Consider the following 17,827-nt stretch of genomic DNA (forward strand, 5'->3'; position numbering starts at 1 on the left):
GTGGGGTGCCCAGGCGCACGGCAGTGGCGGAATCGCCGGGCCGCTTCCCGGTGGTGCTCCACCTGAAGGCGCCAGTCACGGCCCGGCTCCAGGGTACCGGCGGCCGTTACTGCCCGGGGAGTACGGGCCCGGGGTACTGCCCGGGGAGTACGGGCCCGAGGGGAGTCCGCCCTCCGCAGGACGCCCGCGGTCGGCCGCGGGGGCAGCCTGGTGGGGCGGCAGTCGAGGAGAGGCGAGGAGGACCGGATGTTGCTCATCGACGTGTACGTTCCGCCGGGGGTGCTGGACGGCCGGGAGAAGCAGGAGCTGGGGCGTCGCATGATCGACGCGCTGATGGTGGAGGACGGCAGCCACGCGCGGGCGGTGCTCGACGCGCAGCGGCGGCTGACGCAGGTGCTGGTGCACGAGCCCGCGGGCTGGGTGCTGGGGGACCGACCGGCGGCCGATCCGGCAGACGCGCCGCGCTACCTGGTGCGGTTGACCGTTCCCGCTCCGTGGCGCAAGGACATGGCGCCGCACGTCGTCGGCCCGCTGACGGACGCCATCGCCGCCACGGAGGAGGCGGCGGGGCGCGACCCGGGGCGAGTGCGGGAAGAGCCGCACGTCACCGTCCAGCTGGTGGGCGTCTCGGAGGGCGGCATCGGGCTTTTCGGGCGGTCCCTGGGCAGCCAGGAGCTGGTGGAGCACGTCACCCGCGACTACCGGACCGGGCGGCAGGGAACGGAGCAGGAGCTGCCGCCCGGCATGGCGCTCGACCCGGTGTGCGGCATGGTGGTCGACGCGGCGGAGACGGTGCTCACGCTGGAGCACGAGGGGGTCCGGCACGTCTTCTGCGACGGTTCGTGCCGCCGCATCTTCGCGGCGGACCACGGGCTCGCGCTGAGCCGCTGACGGCGGGACCGGCGGCCGGCACGGGGGCGGCGGCCGGTCACGGGGGCGGCCGGGTACGGGGGCCGGCCGGGCACGAAGGCGCCCTCCCCGCTCGGTGCGGGGAGGGCGCCGTGGGTGGGCCGGGGCGCGGGGGCGCGGGGGCGCGGCCCGGGGGTCAGAGCTTCAGGTCCTGCTTCGCCAGGAAGGCCACGGGGTCGACGGCGGAGCCGTAGTCGGCCGTGGTGCGGATCTCGAAGTGCAGGTGGGGGCCACTGCTGTTACCGGTGTTGCCGGACAGGCCGATCTCGTCGTTCGTCGAGACCTTCTGCCCCGCCTTCACGTCGACCTCGGAGAGGTGCGCGTACTGGGTGAAGGTGTCGTCGTCGTGCTTGATCACGACGGCGTTGCCGTAGGCGGGGCCGTCGCCGGCGCCGTTGCCGCCCGCCTTCACGACGGTGCCGCTGTGGGCCGCGTGGACCGGGGTGCCGGTGTCGACGGCGAAGTCCTGGCCGCTGTGGCCGCTCGCCCAGCGGTCACCGCTGTTGCCGTAGGTCGCGGACAGGGTGTAGTCGCCCTCGATCGGCGAGGTCCAGGTCTTCTCCAGCTCCTCGGCCTTCTCGGCCGCGGCCTGCTGGGTGTCGGCCTGCGCGCCGGTGGCGTCGGCAAGCTGGGTCGCGGTCGCGGGGGCGAAGACCTGGGTGGGCTCGCCGCCGCCGTCGCCTGCCGCCACCGAGGCGCCGGTCACGGCCACCGAGGCGCACAGTCCGGCGGCTATGGCGACGCCGGTCCTGGAGCGCGGACGGAGGTTCTTCACGGTGCGGAGCGTGGTGGTGTTCGGCATGGGAGAACTACCTCGCAAAGTCTGGGATATCCGCCGGAAACGGCCGGACACGTTCATTGATAAACGGCGGCTCGGAGGGGTTCAAGAGGCCCTTTTACGAAGCTGGGGCGTAGCGGGGGAAAGTGCGGGACCGGCGGAATAGCGTTCATTGTTCCGGTGCCGCGCGGCCGGGGGCGACGGGGGCCGCAGGTCCCCGCGTCCCCCCGCGTTCTCCCGTCATGACCTGCGCCTATGAGGGAGGCGGCGGTGTCCGTCCCGCAGGGGTCCCGCGCGGTCGGACCGTAATTCCCGAGCCGGGTGACAAAGGTCCCGGGACCTTTGTCATTACCGTGTCTACGAAGCTGGGTCGTGGTCACCGATTTCCCTGTGACGAGCACCACTCGGGGGGTGCGGGGAAAGGCGGGCACATGGCGCGGAATCCCGGCATGATCCCGGCATGGTGTTCTTGAGAGTGGTGACCGAGTCGGACTGGCCGCTGTGGCGGGAGGCGCGCCTTGCCGCGCTCGCCGATGCCCCGCACGCGTTCACCGCGCGGCTCGCGGACTGGCCGCGGGGCGGGGCGGAGCAGTGGCGCGCCCGCCTGGCCCTGCCCGGGTCGCGCAACGTCGTTGCCGTGCTGGACGGCCGCGCCGTCGGCATGATCAGGGGGGTGCCGCTGAGGGACGACGTGTGCGAGCTGAGGTCGGTGTGGGTCGGACGCGCGGCCCGGGGCCGGGGCGTCGGGGGCCGGCTGCTGGCGGCGGTCGAGACCTGGGCCCTGGAGTCGGGGGCCACGTCACTGCGGCTGTCCGTACTCCCCGGGAACGTGGGGGCCATCGCCTTCTACCGACACAACGGCTTCCTCCCGACGGGCCGGCCGCTGCCGACCGGGGCGACCGGGGCGACCGGGGTGGCCGGGGCCGCCGGGGTGGCCGGGGCCGCCGGGGTGGCCGGGGAGCAGTCCATGGCGAAACGGCTCGGCTGACAGCCGCGGCGACGGGAACCGGTGGGTGGGGGTGTCCCGTTCGCCGGGGGCTGCGGGTTGCCGGGGCGGTGCCCACTGCCGTGGCCTCCTGGTTGGTGGTGTAATGCAGGTTCCGTGGCGGGCGGCGGCGGGGGTGTGCCGCCGGTGAGCCATCGGGGTCCGCGCGGCGGGAATGTGCATACCGGACGGTTTTTTTGGCGGCCCGTGCCGCAACGGGCATATGGCGAGGAGAGCGTCAACGGCCCTCGCGCGCCGGGTCGGTGGGGGTTTCCCGTGGGGCGCGGGCGGCCGCGCGGGCGCGGACGCTGCCCGTGGGGCGGCGGTGGTGCGCGTGGGGTCACGGTGGCGTTTCCCGAAGGTGCAGGTCGTGCCGGTCGTGCGCGTTTCCTGTGTCGGTGGCGCCGACCGCGGCCGGGTGCGGGGAGCAGGCCGCCAGGCGGCCCGCCAGGGCCGTATCCAGCCAATCTGGGAGAAGCGGCCCGGCTCCCCTTGGTGCAGGTAAAGGTCTCGGTAAAGGCCAATAAAGTTTTGGACCCGCATGCGGTTTTATTTCGCAACGGTGCGTGCGGTCATTCGCCCTGCCCAGTGCGTCATTGATTGCCTCGTGAACCGCATCTTCCGCATTAACCGTGGTCGTATCGCAACTACGTCAGGTTCAACTTGCGCGTCACCCTATGCCATAAGGAAACATGAGACCGTCGCCAAAACGAGACGTGCTGGCCGGGAGGTTTGGAGTCCATGTATGCGAGCACCATCGTCCCGAGAATCATCCCTGACGCGGTCGCGTCATTCGCCGATGGAGTCTTCAGTCCCATGCCGCGGGTAGACCAGCGGCGGTGGGCGGAGGTGTACCTCCGTGGGCTGCTTCTGGTCGAGGGAAAGAAAACCGTCCGCAAGATCGCCGATAGCATACTGTCCATTCCGGCGCATCAGTCCCTGCAACAGTTCATCAATCAGAGTCCGTGGGAGTGGGAGCCCGTCCGGGCCCTACTGGCGCGTCACATCCAGGCCGCGGAGCGGCCGATGGCCTGGGTGCTGGCGCGTACGGCCATACCCAAGCGAGGAGACAGATCGGTGGGCGTGGAACGTCAGTTCCTGCCCGAGGCGGGGCGCACGCTGAATTGCCAGATCGGCGTGGGAGCCTTTCTCGCCAACAGTTCGGGAAGCATTCCGGTGAATTGGCGGATTCTGCTTCCCCGAAGATGGGGAGACAACATGAAGTTGAGGAAGTCGGCCTATATCCCGGATGGAGTGGGAGCGCAGCCGGAATGGCGGGAGTCGATCGACATGGTGAGCGAGATGGACACGGAGTGGGGGCTCGCCCGCGCGCCCGTCATCGCCGATATCAGGCACCTCAGGCACGCGGACGACTTCATCACGACGCTGATGGACCGCGGGTTCACGTTCGCCCTCGAAGTCGACGGATCGATGAAGGTGCTCGGCGGTGCGCACCTGAGTGCCGTTTCGAGCCGCCGCCCGGCTTTGCGGGGCGCGACCGGAAAGGTGGTGGCCGTCCGCGACTACGTGCAGTACCCGGGCGCGCAGCGCAGCAGCGTGCTCGCCCCCGTCAAGGCGGAGGCCCGCCGCAGCCGCGTCGTCTCCTCGCTGGTGCGCATCCACGCAGGTGGCCGCCATACGCCGCCGCGGGTGGTGCGCCTGCTGAGCGAGATCTTCCCCCTGGGCCGCCCGGCCCGCTTCTGGATCACCAACCTGGCCGATCACCGTGTTGACTCGGTGATGTCCCTGGCCCGGCTGTCGCTGCGGAGCAAGGAGGACATGCAGAAGCTGGAGGACAGGTTCGGCCTGCGGGACTTCGAGGGGCGCTCGTTCCGCGGGTGGCACCACCACATGACCATGGTTTCCGCCGCATACGCGTTCGACAAAATCGGCTGGGGCCATGATTCGGCACTGTGTTCGTGCAATTGACAGCAGGAGTGCACGTGTCGGCCATGACACCTCCGCCTCCGCCTTCTGTGCCCGCCGACGCGATCTGGGGAGATCGCGCTGCCGGCGGACACCGCCTGCTTCCGGAGTGCGCTGCGGACCGCGTAGGGGACGCGGGCCGCGACAGGAGTGAATGGATGTGCCTCGCGTGAATAAGGTGACGGGCTTCGCGACATCCTGTGTTCTTCCGTCGCATCGTCACTTTTCGAATACAGCCAAACATGAAGTGAAGGCGCAGGCACCGGCCACGCCCACCGGCGGTCCGGGGCACGCGCGGCGCGGCGGATGCCGTCCGGCCGCCAATTCCCTGCCGGGCGAGCCGGATTGAGTCCCTCCGCTTCGTGATATGCAAGGGGCGAGGGCGCACAGCACGGCGGTTTCTTTCCGAGGAGGGGCGGGAGTGCAGCAGACGAGGGCCCGCAGGACGCGACGAGCGATCCTGGACGCGGCGGCCGAGGTGTTCGGCCGGCAGGGGTACGACGGAACGGCCCTCACGGACATCCTTCGGGCCGCGGGTGTGACCAAGGGGGCGCTGTACTTCCACTTCACGTCGAAACAGCAGGTCGCCGAGGTCGTCCTGGAGGAGGAGGCGGTGGCGTGGGCCGCTCTTGCGGCACGCGCCAAGGAGCTGGGGCCGCGGGGGCTCCAGGGGCTCATCGACTTCTCCTACGCGGTGGCCCGGCTGCTGCACGGCAGCACCGCCGCCCACGCGGGGGTGCGCCTGCGTCGTGAGGTGGGCGTGTTCGACGGCCCGTGGGGCGCGCCGGAGCGTTCCTGCGTCGTCATGGTGCGCGGCTACCTCGCCCGTGCGCTCGCCGATCGCGAGCTGCGGGCCGGAGTGGACTGCGACGCCGCGGCGGAGGCCATCGTCGCCGCGGTCATCGGCGCCCAACTGCTCGCCGAGCGGGTGGCCGAGGGGCCGGGGCTCGAAGACCGGCTCACCTCGATCTGGCGCATGCTGCTGCCGACCCTGGCCGCCGACCCGCGGCCGTACCGCCTCACCGCGGCACCGACCGAGAAGCCGGCCCGCGCCCCGGAGCCGGCCCGTGACCCGGACTCGGCCCGCGCCCCGGACTCGGCCCGTGACCCGGGGTCGGTCCGTGTGCCGGGGTCGGCTCGCGACCCGGACTCGGTCCGTGCATCGGAGTCGGTCCGTGACCCGGAGCTGGCCCGCCACCCGGGGTCGGTCCGTGACCCCGGGTCGGTCCGCGAGCCGGATTCGGCCCGTGACCCCGGGTCGGTCCGCGAGCCGGAGCCGAGCCGTGCAACGGAGCCGGTTTGTGACCCGGAGTCGGCTCGCGAGCCGGGGTCGGTCCGTGTGCCGGACTCGCCTCGTTTGCCGCGGCCGCCCGTTCCGCCGCAACCGGTCTCCCCGCGGCCGGCCGCCGGTGCCGTGCCGGACGTCGCCTCGGCCGGGTAACCGCCCGGCCGCGCGCCCGCCGCTCCCGCGCTCCGCCCACCGGCGGAGCGCGGGGCGCGTGCCGCCGCGCCGCCGTGGCGCGGGACAAGCCTGACCATCCGGCCAGAAGGCGCGTCCCGGGTTCCGGTCCCGTAACAGATCACCGTGAGCACCCAAACGCCCCCGTTAAAGTACGCACCAAACGGTTTGTTTTGGACGTGACCGACTCGCTCACGGCAAGGCCCCGGCCAGCACGCGGCTTTCGCGGGCCGCGGCGTGTTGCGGCTCACCACCAGGAGGTTCGTTTGGCCACCCAGCAGCGGGCGTTGCGCACCAGGCGCCGTGTGATCGAAGCCGCCGCGGCCGTCTTCGACGAACACGGGTACGCGTCGGCCAGCATCACGGACATTCTCCGAGCCGCGGGCGTCACCAAGGGCGCTCTCTACTTCCACTTCGACTCCAAGGAGGCCCTGGCCCGCAGCGTCATGGCGGAGCAGCGGCGTTCGGTCATGCTCACCAACACGGGCCTCCACGCGCAGACGGTCATCGACATCACGCACGGGGTGGCGCGGTCCTTCGCCACCAACACGCTGCTGCGGGCCGGCGTGCGGCTGACCGTCGAGCAGGGCGTGCTCGGCGAGTCCGACCCGGGGATGTACCACTGGTGGACGGAACTGTGCCGCAGCCAGCTGATGCTGGCGAAGGACCACGGGGAGCTGCGTCCCGGCGCCAGCCCCGAGGACCTGGCCTACATGATCATCGGCTCCTTCACGGGGGTGCAGTTACTGTCGGCGGTCGCCTGCGACCGCGCCGATCTAGTGGAGCGGCTCACCACCTGGTGGCGGGTCGCGCTCCCCGGCATGGTCCAGGAGTCCGTCCTGCCGCGGCTGCGCCCCCACGGCAGCGCCGATGTCATCGCCATGGTCAACGGGACCTCCGCGAGCCACTGTTGCGGCGACGCGCTGTGCTGACGCGGGCGGGCAGCGCGCGCCTGAGGAACTGGAGGGGAATCCACGCCCACGCCGGCCGGTACCGCGTCTCGTACAGCACCTCGTACACCGCCTTGTCCAGCTCGTAGGCCCGCAACAGCGCCGCGTCCTCGGCCGGTTCGCGGCCCGCGGCCCGCGCGTACCCGCGCCAGAAGGCGTCCGCGCTGCGTTCGGCCCACCGCAGGGCCGCGGCGCGGCGCCGCGGACCCGCGGGGGTGTCCGCCGCGGCGCCGGTGAGGCCGTGGTGCGCGGCGTAGTCGAAGGAACGCAGCATCCCGGCGACGTCCCGCAGCGGGGAGTGGGCGGCGCCGCTCTCGCCGTGGGACGCGGCCAGCGGCTCGCCCTCGAAGTCGATCAGCAGCCAGCCGTCCGCCGTGCGCAGCGTCTGGCCCAGGTGCAGGTCGCCGTGCACGAGGTGCGCGGTCCGCCCGGCCGCCGGGTCCAGGTCCGCGACTGCCGCGAACGCCGCGCGCAGGCCCGGCGCGTGCCGGGCCAGCCGCGGCGCCGCGGCAAGCGCCGCGTCCAGCCGCCGGAGGAACGAGGCGGCCAGCGCCGCGTAGTCCGCGGCGCCGAGCGGCGTCACCCCGCCGGCGGCGGCCAGGTCGCGGTGGACCGCGGCGACGGCTTCCCCGAGCCTGCGGGCCTCCGCGGTGAAGTCCCCGGCGCCCGCACCCGCGCCTGCACCCGCGCCCGCACCCGCACCGGCGCCCGCACCGGCGCCCGCGCCCGCACCGGCCAGCGCCAGCTCCCAGCCGTCGGCGGCCCGCGGCAGGTAGGTCTGCACCGTGGCCAGGGTGGCGGGCGCGCCGCCCGGCCCGTCAGGTCCTTCGGACTCCACGGCGCCGAGCAGCGGCGTGACGTGCGGCGAGCCCGCGTCCCGCAGCATGCGGTGCAGCACCAGGTCCGGGTTGGGGCCCGGCAGTACGCGCCGGAAGACCTTCAGGATGTACCGCTCGTCCACCACCACCGAGGTGTTGGTCTGCTCGGCGCCCGGCGGGCGCACCGGCGCCGCGGGCCGCGGCGGGCGGAACCCTGGGGGTTCGGCGCGGAAGCGCAGCCCGTCGCGTTCGTGCCCGGCGGCGACGTGCGCGATCAGCACGCCGACGAGCGAGGCGTCCGCGAGTGCGTCCCACACGGCGGTGCCGCCCGGCCGCGCGATCACCGCGGCGCCGGGCGGCGCCGCGTCCGCGGGTCCGACGCCGAGCGGCACCTGGTAGTCGCCGCCCGCGCGGCCGGCCGTCGCCTCGTCGCGCACCAGCGCGATCACCCCGGCCGTGCCGCCCGCGCGGTGGAACGTGTGGGTGCGCACGACCGCGGGCCGCGGCAGGCGCCCGCCGGCCGCGGCGAACCAGCGCTGCCGCGGCAGCCATGCGGCCAGGGCGGCGCGGACCTCGGGCGAGCGCAGCACGTCGGTCGGGTCAAGTGGGGCGTGCGTCACGGCTGTTCCGGCCTTTCGACGCCGAACCAGTAGACGCCGTGTCCCGGGAGCGTCAGCTGGTAGGGGGCGGAGCCGAGGGCGGGGAACGTCACGGCGCCGGTCAGTTCGACCAGCCCGGCGCCCGCCGCGTCCGGCAGGGAGAGGGAGACCGGCTGCGGCATGCGCGAGAAGTTGTTCACGCACAGCACCTGGTCGTGGGAGCCGTCGGGGCCCCGGTAGTGGCGGATGAAGGCGAGCACGGCCGGGTTGGAGGTCTCCACCTCACGGAAGGTCCCGAGTCCGAACGCCGGGTGCCGCCTGCGGATGGTCAGCATCCGCCGGGTCCACTGGAGCAGCGAGGCCGGGGAGCGCAGCTGCGCCTCGACGTTCACCGCGGGGTGCCCGAAGACCGGGTCCATGATCACCGGCAGGTCCAGCCGGCCGGGGTCGGCCGCGGAGAAGCCCGCGTTCCGGTCCGGCGTCCACTGCATCGGGGTGCGCACCGCGTCCCGGTCGGCGAGCCATATGTTGTCGCCCATGCCGATCTCGTCGCCGTAGTAGAGGATCGGCGAGCCCGGCAGCGACAGCAGCAGCGAGGTGACCAGCTCCAGCTGCCTGCGGTCGTTGTCGAGCAGCGGCGCGAGGCGCCGGCGGATGCCGATATTGGCCCGCATCCGCGGCTCGGGCGCGAACTCCTCGTACATGTAGGCGCGTTCCTCGTCGGTGACCATTTCGAGGGTCAGCTCGTCGTGGTTGCGCAGGAAGATGCCCCACTGGCAGTGCTCGGGGATGCCGGGGGTGCGGGCGACGATCTCCGAGACCGGGGTGCGGTCCTCCTGCCGCAGCGCCATGAAGATCCGCGGCATCAGCGGGAAGTGGAACGCCATATGGCACTCGTCGCCGCCCTGCGCCGGGTCGCCGAAGTACTCGACGGCGTCGGCCGGCCACTGGTTGGCCTCGGCCAGCAGAACGCGCCCCGGGTACTCGGCGTCCACGATCTTCCGGACGCCCTTGAGGAACGCGTGGGTCCGCGGCAGGTTCTCGCAGTTGGTGCCCTCCTGCGCGAACAGGTAGGGCACCGCGTCCAGGCGGAAGCCGTCGATGCCGAGGTCGAGCCAGAAGCGCAGCGCGTCCAGCATCGCGTCCTGCACGCGCGGGTTCTCGTAGTTCAGGTCGGGCTGGTGGGAGAAGAACCGGTGCCAGTAGTACTGACCGCGGACCGGGTCGTACGTCCAGTTCGACGTCTCGGTGTCGACGAAGATGATGCGCGCGTCCGGGTACCCGGTGTCGTCGTCGGCCCACATGTAGAAGTCCCCGTACGGGCCTTCCGGGTGCCGGCGGGACTCCTGGAACCAGGGGTGCGCGTCGGAGGTGTGGTTCATCACCAGGTCGGTGATGACGCGGATGCCGCGGGCGTGCGCGGCGTCGACCAGGCCGACGAAGTCGTCGATGGTGCCGAACTCCGGCAGCACCGCGCGGTAGTCGCTGATGTCGTAGCCGCCGTCGCGCAGCGGCGAGGCGTAGAACGGCGGCAGCCACAGGCAGTCGACGCCGAGCCAGCGCAGGTAGTCCAGCTTCTCCGCCAGGCCCTTCATGTCGCCGGTGCCGTCGGCGTCGGAGTCGTAGAACGAGCGGACCAGCACCTCGTAGAAGACGGCCCGCTTGAACCAATCGGGCTCAACCGGCAGCGCGCGGGCCGTGCCGAACGCCTCGGAGGCGGGCTCGACGATGACCCCGGGGGCGATGCGCCTGCTCATCGCGGCAGCTCCTTCGTCAGCAGCCGGGCCACGGCCCGCGCCGGATCGATGCGGACCCGCGTGGCCCCGTCCCAGGGCACGAGTTCGCCGGTGGCCTCGTCGCGCAGCACCAGCGGCCGGTCCGCGGCGCCGAACGCGGCGGGCGCGCCGCGCACCGTTCCCTCCTCGGCGCCGAACGGGTTGAGGGTGACGACGCACAGCACGGCGTCGCCGGTCGCCGGGTCGGTCTTGACGTAGGCGAGCAGCGCGTCGTTGTCGACGTCGAGGAAGTCGATGCGGCGCAGCTGCCTGAGCGCCGGGTGCGCGCGGCGCACGCGGTTCAGCAGCGTGAGCCACGGGGCGAGGCTGCGCCCGGCGGCCTCGGCCGCCGCGTGGTCGCGGGGCCGCAGCTCGTACTTCTCCGAGGACAGGTACTCCTCGGTGCCCTGCCGCACCGGCAGGTGCTCGTACAGCTCGAAGCCGGAGTAGACGCCCCAGGTGGGCGAGAGGGTAGCGGCCAGCGCGGCGCGCAGCGCGAACATGCCGGGGCCGCCGTGCTGGAGCCCCGCGGGCAGGATGTCGGGTGTGTTCACGAAGAAGTTCGGCCGCAGGAAGTCGGCCTCCGCGGCGAGTTCCCGCGCGTAGTCGGTGAGTTCCTGTTTGCCCGTACGCCACGTGAAATACGTGTAGGACTGCGTGAACCCGACGCGGGCCAGATCCTTCAGCACCGCGGGCCGGGTGAATGCCTCGGCCAGGAACAGCACATCAGGATGCGTTTCCTTGACCCGCCATATCAGGTACTGCCAGAACGCGAGCGGCTTCGTGTGCGGATTGTCCACCCGGAAGATCAGGACCCCCTGGTCCACCCAGTGCAGGACGATGCGCAGCAGTTCCGCGTACAGCCCTTCCCTGTCGTTGTCGAAATTCAGCGGATAGATGTCCTGGTAGCGCTTGGGCGGGTTTTCCGCGTAGGCGATCGTGCCGTCCGGCCGCGCCGTGAACCACTCCGGGTGCTCCCTGACCCAGGGGTGGTCGGGCGAGCACTGGAAGGCGAGGTCGAGCGCGACCTCCAGCCCGAGGCCGCGGGCCGCCGCGACGAAGCCGCGGAAGTCCTCGGCCGTGCCGAGCGCCGGGTGCACCGCGTCGTGCCCGCCCTCGGCCGAGCCCACGGCCCACGGGGAGCCGACGTCGTCCGGGCCCGCGGTCAGGGCGTTGTCGCGGCCCTTGCGGTGGGTGGTGCCGATCGGGTGGACGGGCGGCAGGTACACCACGTCGAAGCCCATCGCGGCGATGCGCGGCAGGTCGGCCGCCGCCGTGGCGAACGTGCCGTGCCGCGGGCGGCCGCGGTCGTCCCGCCCGCCGGTGGAACGCGGGAACAGCTCGTACCAGGCGCCGTGCAGCGCCCGGGTGCGGTCGGCGAAGACGCGGTGCACCGGGCCGCGGGTCAGCAGTTCGCGCAGCGGGTGCCGCGCGGCCAGCGCGGCGACGTCCTCGCCGAGCGCGGGGGCGAGCCGCCGGTCGAGCGGCAGGTCGGCGCGCCGCAGCCGCGCCGCCGCCGCCCGGGCCGCGGCCGGCTCCGCGGCCTGCGCGGCGAGCCGGTCGAGCAGCGCGGCCCCGGTGGCGAGGTCGTTGGCCAGCGCCGCGGCGCGCAGCCCGGCGCCGGTCTTGGCCCGGATGGTGTGCAGCCAGGTCGCCCAGGGGTCGCCCCAGGCGTCGACCCGGTAGGACCACATGCCGGGCCGGTCGGGCACCACCGTGGCGCGCCACCGGTCGAGCCCCTCGTCGGCCAGGGTCATGGGTACCGTCACCGGTCGCGCGTCGGGGCCGGGACCCGACCAGACGACCGCGGCGGCCAGGCTTTCGTGTCCCTCGCGCCAGATGGTCGCCGTCACCGGCACGTGCTCGCCCACCACGGCCTTCGCCGGGTGGCAGCCGCCGCTGACGACGGGTGAGATTTCCGATACGGCCAGTCTGCCGCTCATATCGTGGTCCCCTTCTTGGCGGGTTGTCCCGTCCAAGAGTGCGAAATACTCCCGCACGCACGGCAATAACGCACCACAAAAGCCGCTCACTGCGTCAACTCGTGCAAGTGGCCCGCGCCGCGGCCGGTTGTTTCCCGGCGGGCCGCGCGCCGCGACTTTCCGGCAAGTTGAACAAGTGGTCGCGCCCGTACCGCGGCTCCTTGCCGCGCCCGCCGGGCGGCGGCTCTACTGGGAAACGTCCTGGAATTCAGGCCACCGGAATCCAAACGTGGGAGGGCCCGTGCCCAAGCAAATACTCGTCGTGCTTTCCGAGTACGGCTACTGGGGTGAGGAACTTGTCGGACCCGTCGAGGCGTTCGACGCCGCCGGGTACCGCGTCACCTTCGCGACGCCCACCGGCGAGCGGGCGCACGCGCTGCCGCCGAGCCTGGACGCCGAGTACATCGACCCGCCGCTCGGCCGGTCCGTCACCACCCGGGACATGGCCCGCAGGGCGCGCGAGCTGGACGAGTCGAGCCGCCTCGACAACCCGCTGAGCCTCGCCGACCTGATCCCGGAACGCCCCTACTACAGCGCCCTGAACCACCTGCGGGAGCTGGAGGACTACCACGCCAGGCGGGACGCGGCCGTGCTGGACCTGGTGACCGGCTTCGACGGCCTGGTCATCGTCGGCGGCAGCGGCCCCATCGTCGACCTGGCCAACAACGAGCGGCTGCACGAACTGGTCCTCGCGTTCGTCTCCGCGGACAAGCCGATCCTCGCCGAGTGCTACGGCGTGGCCGTGCTCGCCTTCGCCCGCGACGTGGAGTCGCGCGCCAGCCTGCTGTGGGGCAAGCACGTCACCGGACACCCCAAGGAGTACGACTACAAGGACGGCACCGGCTTCCTCGGCGTCGACTTCAACATGGGCCCGCCGCCGTACCCGCTGGAGTACATCCTGCGCGACGCCACGGGCCCGGACGGCGGCTTCCACGGCAACGTCGGCAAGGAGACCTCCGTCATCGTCGACTACCCGTTCGTCACGGCGCGTTCGACGCCCGACTCGGCGCCCTCCGGCGCGCTGATGGTCGAGGTGCTGGACAACGGCCTGCGCCGCCACGGCTGGTGACCCGACCGACCCACCTCTGACGGAAGGAACGGCCAGCATGCCTGCCAGGCCCGGAAAGACCGCCATCTTCGAGCAGTTCGCGGCGGATGGCATCTCGTACATGTTCGGTAATCCAGGAACCGTCGAGCAGGGCTTCCTTGACGAAGGAGGCCGCTTCGACCTCTCCTACGTGCTCGCGCTCCACGAGGGCGCGGCCGTGGGGATGGCCGACGGGTACGCCCGCGCCACCCGGCGCCCGGGCCTGGTCCAGCTGCACAGCGGCGTCGGCCTCGGCAACGGCATCGGCATGCTGTACCAGGCCAAACGCGGCGGTTCACCGCTCGTGGTGCTCGTCGGCGAGGCCGGGGTGCGCTACGACGCGATGGACGGCCAGATGGCGGCCGACCTGGTCGCGATGGCCGAGCCGGTGACCAAGTACGCCACCCGCGTCGTCGACCCCGACTCGACGCTGCGCGTCCTGCGGCGCGCCGTGAAGATCGCGATGACGCCGCCGCGCGGACCGGTCGTGGTGGTCCTGCCGGCCGACGTGCTGGACCGCATGACCAGCGAGCCCGCCGTGCCGACCAGCCTCCCCGACATCCGCTCCCGCCCCGCCCCGGAGGCGGTGGAACGCGCCGCCCGCGTCCTCGCGGACGCCGCGCGCCCGCTGATCGTCATGGGCGACGGCGTGGCGGTCTCCGGCGCGCAGCAGGAGCTGACGCGGGTGGCGGAACGGCTGGGCGCGAAGGTGTGGGGCGCCAACTCATCCGAGGTCAACTTCGACACCACCCACCCGCTGTACGGCGGGGAGCTGGGGCACATGTTCGGCGCCAGCAGCGCCCGCGTCGTCGGCGACGCCGACGCGGTGCTGATCGTCGGCACCTACGTCTTTCCCGAGGTGTTCCCCTCGCTGACCAGCCCGTTCCGCGACGAGGCCCGCATCGTCCACATCGACCTGGACGCCTACGAGATCGCCAAGAACTTCCCCGTGGACATCGGCCTCGTCGCCGATCCGCGGCTCACGCTCGCCGCCCTGGCCGACGCACTCGGCCAGCACCCCGGCGGCCCGCCGGCCAGCCCGCTGACCGGCCCGCCGACCGGGCAGGCGACCGCGCAGGCGCGCGAACCCGCACGCCCGGCGCCCGCGCCCGCGCCCGCCGGCGCGGAGCCGCTGCTCGACGCGTTCGTGCGGACCCTCGCCGAGACCGCCCCGCCCGGCCTCGCCGTGTTCGACGAGGCGCTGACCGCGGGCGCGCCGCTGGCCCGGCACCTGCCGCCGCGCGTGGCCGGCACGTTCTTCCAGACCCGCGGCGGCTCCCTGGGCGTCGGCATCCCCGGCGCGCTCGGCGTGAAGCTGGCGCGCCCCGAACTGCCGGTCGTCGGCTTCACCGGGGACGGCGGCAGCATGTACACCTTCCAGGCCCTGTGGACGGCGGCGCGGGAGCACATCGACGCCAAGTTCGTCATCTGCAACAACGGCCGCTACCGCCTGCTCGACCTCAACATCGAGCAGTACTGGGCCGAGTTGGGCATCCGGCCGCACGACGCGCCCGACGCCTTCGACCTGACCAGGCCCGCCATCGCCTTCGCCGACCTGGCCGCCGCGCTCGGCGTGCCCGCCCGGCGGGTCGACCGCCACGACCACATCGCGCCCGCGCTGGCGGAGATGTGGGCGCACGAGGGCCCGTACCTGATCGACCTGGTCATCGACTGAACGGCAACGAGGAGACCCAAGTGAACGTGCCCGCTGCCCGCTCGACGCCGCCCACGGCCACCGTGGAGGCGCTGGTGCGCGACTGGTACGAGGCGCTCGGACGCGGCGTTCCCGCCGAGCAGTTGCTGCCGCACCTGGCCAACGGCCTGCGCATCGACCTGCCCACCACCACCCTGCGCGGCCGGCAGGAGTTCGAGCGGTGGTACCGCACGGGCGCCTGCCGCCCGCTGACCGGCGCCCGGCCGGAACCGGGCGGTATCCAGGTCCACATGCAGTCGCCCGTGCACGCGCTGGCCTCGGTCGCCGTGGCCGGCGCGGGCGACGTGCCGCCGGCCCGCCACGAGTGGTGGGTCGTGCTCCAGGACGGCGTCCCCCGCATCAGGACCATCGCGGTCCAGCCGCGGACCGCGCCCCACCCCACCCGCGACGTGCAAGGGACGGAACGATGAGCACGCATCCGGGCGGCCGGCTGACCGGCCGCCGCATAGGCATCCTGGTGGAGAACGACTTCGTGGAGGAGGAACTCTCCTACTACCAGCGCCGCTTCGCCGAGGAGGGCGCCGAGGTCGCCCTGCTGACCCGGCTGTGGGGCCAGTCCTCGCTGCGCTTCACCGGCCACGACCGCGGCGCGCCCGTCGTGGTGGCCGGCGACCTGGAACGGCTGGACTACGCCGAGCTGTCCGGGCTCTCCGCCCTCGTCGTGCCGTCCGGACAGGTCGCCGACCGGCTGCGGTACAGCGAGGACGTGGACCGCCTCGCGCCCGCGGTCGAGCTGATGCGCCGGGCGTTCCGCATGCCGCAGCTGGTCAAGGCGTTCTCCTGCCACGCGCTGCTGCTGCTCACCGCGGCGCCCGACCTGGTGCGCGGGCGCGAGGTCACTTGCCACAACAACCTGGTGGGCGACGTCCGCAACATGGGCGCGCACTACACGGACCTGGACGTCGTCGTCGACGGCGACCTGGTCACCAGCCGCACCGTCGAGGAGTGCCACCTGCTGGCCCGCACCCTCATCGACCGGCTCGACCCGCCCGCCGCCGAGGCCGCGCCGTGAGCGGCGGCGGGGAGCCGCAGGCGGCGTTCACGTTCTCCGACACCACCGCCGGGTACGTCATCCGGCGGCAGGACCGGCGCGTGGACCTGCGCACCCTGGACGGCGGAACGGTCACGGTCCACCTCACCGCCACCACCTCGGGCCGGCGGCTGCGCAACCTGGGGGAGCCGTACGAGGACGTCAGCGGCAGCCTGTACGACGTGCTGCTGCCCGGCTGCTTCGTCTTCTGCCACGGCCCGATCTACCCGGCGGACGGCGGGCCGCACCACCAGGCGGCGCAGCTGACCGTCGTCACGGGGCCCGACGGCGGCTGGCCGTTCGAGCGCGCCGGCTGGTGGACCGGGCAGCTGCGGCAGCTCGCCGCGTTCTACCGGCGCTCCCAGTTCGGCGACGGGGAGCCGGACTTCGGCGACTACCGCACCGAGATCCTGGGCAACGGGCAGAAGGGCGCGGGGCCGAGGCAGGAGGCCGACACCATCTCCCGCATGGTCTACGGCATGGCCGCCGCCTACCTGCTGAGCGGCGAGGAGGACTTCCTCACCGTCGCCGAACGCGGCTCCCGCTACCTGCACGACCACCTGCGGCTCGCCGACCCGGACGAGGACGTCGTCTACTGGTACCACGGCATGGACAACACCGGGCCGCGCGACCACAAGCTGTTCGCCTCCGAGTTCGGCGACGACTACCGGGCGATCCCCGCCTACGAGCAGATCTACGCGCTCGTCGGCCTCGTCCAGACCTACCGGGTCACCGGCGCGCCGGAGATCCTCGCCGATGTCCAGGCCACGCTCCGCCTCTTCGAACGGTACTTCCGCGATCAGGACCGCGGCGGCTACTGGTCGCACATCGACCCGGTCACCCTCAGCCCGTTCCACGACTCCCTCGGGCCCAACCGGGCCCGGAAGAACTGGAATTCGGTCGGCGACCACGCCCCGGCCTACCTGTTCAACCTGTACCTGGCGACCGGCGACCCGCAGCATCTGCGGATGCTGGAGCACACCTTCGACATGATCGTCACCCACCTGCCGGACCGCTCCGCGCGGCCCAGCCCGTTCGTCCACGAACGCTTCCACGGCGACTGGACCCCCGACCGCACCTGGGGCTGGCAGCAGGACCGCGCCGTCGTCGGCCACAACCTGAAGATCGCCTGGAACCTCATGCGCATGCAGGGCGCCCTGCCCAAGCGCGAGTACCGCGAGCTGGCCGAGCGCATCGGCAGGGCCATGCCCGACGTGGGCCGCGACGTGCGCCGCGGCGGCTGGTACGACCTGCTGGAACGCGAACAGGAGGGCGGGCGGCACGCGTTCGTCTGGCACGACCACAAGACGTGGTGGCAGCAGGAACAGGCCATCCTCGCCTACCTGATCCTCGCCGGGAACACCGGCTCGGACGACTTCCTGCGCCACGCCCGCGAATCCTCCGCGTTCTACAACTCCTTCTTCCTCGACCACGACGAGGGCGGCGTGTTCTTCACCGTCCTGGCCTCCGGCATCCCCTATCTGCTCGGCAACGAACGCCTCAAGGGCAGCCACGCGATGAGCATGTACCACAAGGCCGAACTCTGCTTCCTCGCTGAGGTGTACACCCGGCTGCTGGTCCACCGCGAGCCGCTCGACCTGTGGTTCAGGCCCCGCGCCGACGCGGCCTTCCCCGGCCGGCTGCTGCGCGTCTCGCCCGACGTGTTCCCGCCGGGACGCGTCGTGCTCGACCGCGTCCTCGTCGACGGCGCGCCCTACGACGACTTCGACCCCGAGGCGATGACGGTGCGGCTGCCCGCGAGCACCGAACGGCTCACCGTCCAGGCCCGGGTGCGGCCGGGCGGCGGGTGAGCGC

At 72.6% G+C, this 17,827-nt stretch carries 14 protein-coding genes and 1 riboswitch; of the genes, 10 read left to right on the forward strand and 4 right to left on the reverse strand.

Annotated features, from left to right (window positions below; genetic code table 11):
- Positions 1-89: riboswitch (ZMP/ZTP riboswitch) on the reverse strand.
- Positions 90-246: 157 nt separating this feature from the next.
- The gene (locus tag RM779_RS29135) at positions 247-891 is read left to right on the forward strand and encodes a hypothetical protein (protein WP_311620781.1); all 645 of its coding nucleotides are present in this window, start codon (positions 247-249) and stop codon (positions 889-891) included.
- A gap of 154 nt (positions 892-1,045) precedes the next feature.
- Here the strand turns inward: RM779_RS29135 and RM779_RS29140 are convergent, their stop codons facing one another.
- Positions 1,046-1,711 (reverse strand): M23 family metallopeptidase, encoded by a 666-nt coding sequence (locus RM779_RS29140; protein WP_311620782.1) that lies wholly within the window; start codon positions 1,709-1,711, stop codon positions 1,046-1,048.
- Positions 1,712-2,147: 436 nt separating this feature from the next.
- Between RM779_RS29140 and RM779_RS29145 the strand changes: the two genes are divergently transcribed.
- The 4 genes from RM779_RS29145 to RM779_RS29160 all read left to right on the forward strand — a co-directional run bounded on the left by RM779_RS29145 (position 2,148) and on the right by RM779_RS29160 (position 6,989).
- Entirely contained in the window at positions 2,148-2,675 is a 528-nt protein-coding gene (locus RM779_RS29145; protein ID WP_311620783.1) for a GNAT family N-acetyltransferase, read from the forward strand.
- Positions 2,676-3,413: 738 nt separating this feature from the next.
- Positions 3,414-4,601, forward strand: a complete 1,188-nt coding sequence (locus RM779_RS29150) for an IS701 family transposase (RefSeq protein ID WP_311620784.1) — start codon at positions 3,414-3,416, stop codon at positions 4,599-4,601.
- 418 nt (positions 4,602-5,019) lie between these two features.
- Positions 5,020-6,039: a ScbR family autoregulator-binding transcription factor gene (locus tag RM779_RS29155; protein ID WP_311620785.1), complete on the forward strand. Its 1,020-nt coding sequence runs from the start codon at positions 5,020-5,022 to the stop codon at positions 6,037-6,039.
- A 284-nt stretch (positions 6,040-6,323) separates the two neighbouring features.
- Positions 6,324-6,989, forward strand: a complete 666-nt coding sequence (locus RM779_RS29160) for a ScbR family autoregulator-binding transcription factor (protein WP_077061244.1) — start codon at positions 6,324-6,326, stop codon at positions 6,987-6,989.
- Here RM779_RS29160 and RM779_RS29165 read toward each other — a convergent pair.
- The 3 genes from RM779_RS29165 to RM779_RS29175 are packed head-to-tail and all read right to left on the reverse strand — an operon-like array spanning position 6,943 to position 12,142.
- A complete protein-coding gene (locus RM779_RS29165) occupies positions 6,943-8,445 on the reverse strand; it encodes a maltokinase N-terminal cap-like domain-containing protein (protein ID WP_311620786.1) in 1,503 nt (500 codons plus the stop codon). The two genes, RM779_RS29160 and RM779_RS29165, sit on opposite strands and share 47 nt — an antisense overlap.
- Positions 8,442-10,181, reverse strand: a complete 1,740-nt coding sequence (treS, locus tag RM779_RS29170) for a maltose alpha-D-glucosyltransferase (RefSeq protein WP_311620787.1) — start codon at positions 10,179-10,181, stop codon at positions 8,442-8,444. Before treS ends, RM779_RS29165 begins: the two co-directional genes overlap by 4 nt.
- Positions 10,178-12,142: an alpha-1,4-glucan--maltose-1-phosphate maltosyltransferase gene (locus RM779_RS29175; RefSeq protein ID WP_311620788.1), complete on the reverse strand. Its 1,965-nt coding sequence runs from the start codon at positions 12,140-12,142 to the stop codon at positions 10,178-10,180. The genes treS and RM779_RS29175 overlap by 4 nt, the downstream gene beginning before the upstream one ends.
- Before the next feature lie 280 nt (positions 12,143-12,422).
- Between RM779_RS29175 and RM779_RS29180 the strand changes: the two genes are divergently transcribed.
- The 5 genes from RM779_RS29180 to RM779_RS29200 are packed head-to-tail and all read left to right on the forward strand — an operon-like array spanning position 12,423 to position 17,823.
- On the forward strand, positions 12,423-13,250 hold the full coding sequence (locus RM779_RS29180; RefSeq protein WP_311620789.1) for a type 1 glutamine amidotransferase domain-containing protein: 828 nt from the start codon (positions 12,423-12,425) through the stop codon (positions 13,248-13,250).
- A gap of 37 nt (positions 13,251-13,287) precedes the next feature.
- Complete coding sequence (locus RM779_RS29185) at positions 13,288-14,943, forward strand: thiamine pyrophosphate-binding protein (protein ID WP_311620790.1); 1,656 nt, start codon at positions 13,288-13,290, stop codon at positions 14,941-14,943.
- A 20-nt stretch (positions 14,944-14,963) separates the two neighbouring features.
- On the forward strand, positions 14,964-15,392 hold the full coding sequence (locus tag RM779_RS29190; protein ID WP_311620791.1) for a hypothetical protein: 429 nt from the start codon (positions 14,964-14,966) through the stop codon (positions 15,390-15,392).
- Positions 15,389-15,994, forward strand: coding sequence for a DJ-1/PfpI family protein (locus tag RM779_RS29195; RefSeq protein WP_311620793.1), 606 nt, complete (start codon positions 15,389-15,391; stop codon positions 15,992-15,994). The genes RM779_RS29190 and RM779_RS29195 overlap by 4 nt, the downstream gene beginning before the upstream one ends.
- Positions 15,991-17,823 (forward strand): AGE family epimerase/isomerase, encoded by a 1,833-nt coding sequence (locus RM779_RS29200; RefSeq protein WP_311620794.1) that lies wholly within the window; start codon positions 15,991-15,993, stop codon positions 17,821-17,823. Before RM779_RS29195 ends, RM779_RS29200 begins: the two co-directional genes overlap by 4 nt.
- Positions 17,824-17,827 lie beyond the last annotated feature (4 nt).

The organism is Streptomyces johnsoniae, assembly GCF_031845565.1.
GTDB lineage: Bacteria > Actinomycetota > Actinomycetes > Streptomycetales > Streptomycetaceae > Streptomyces > Streptomyces johnsoniae.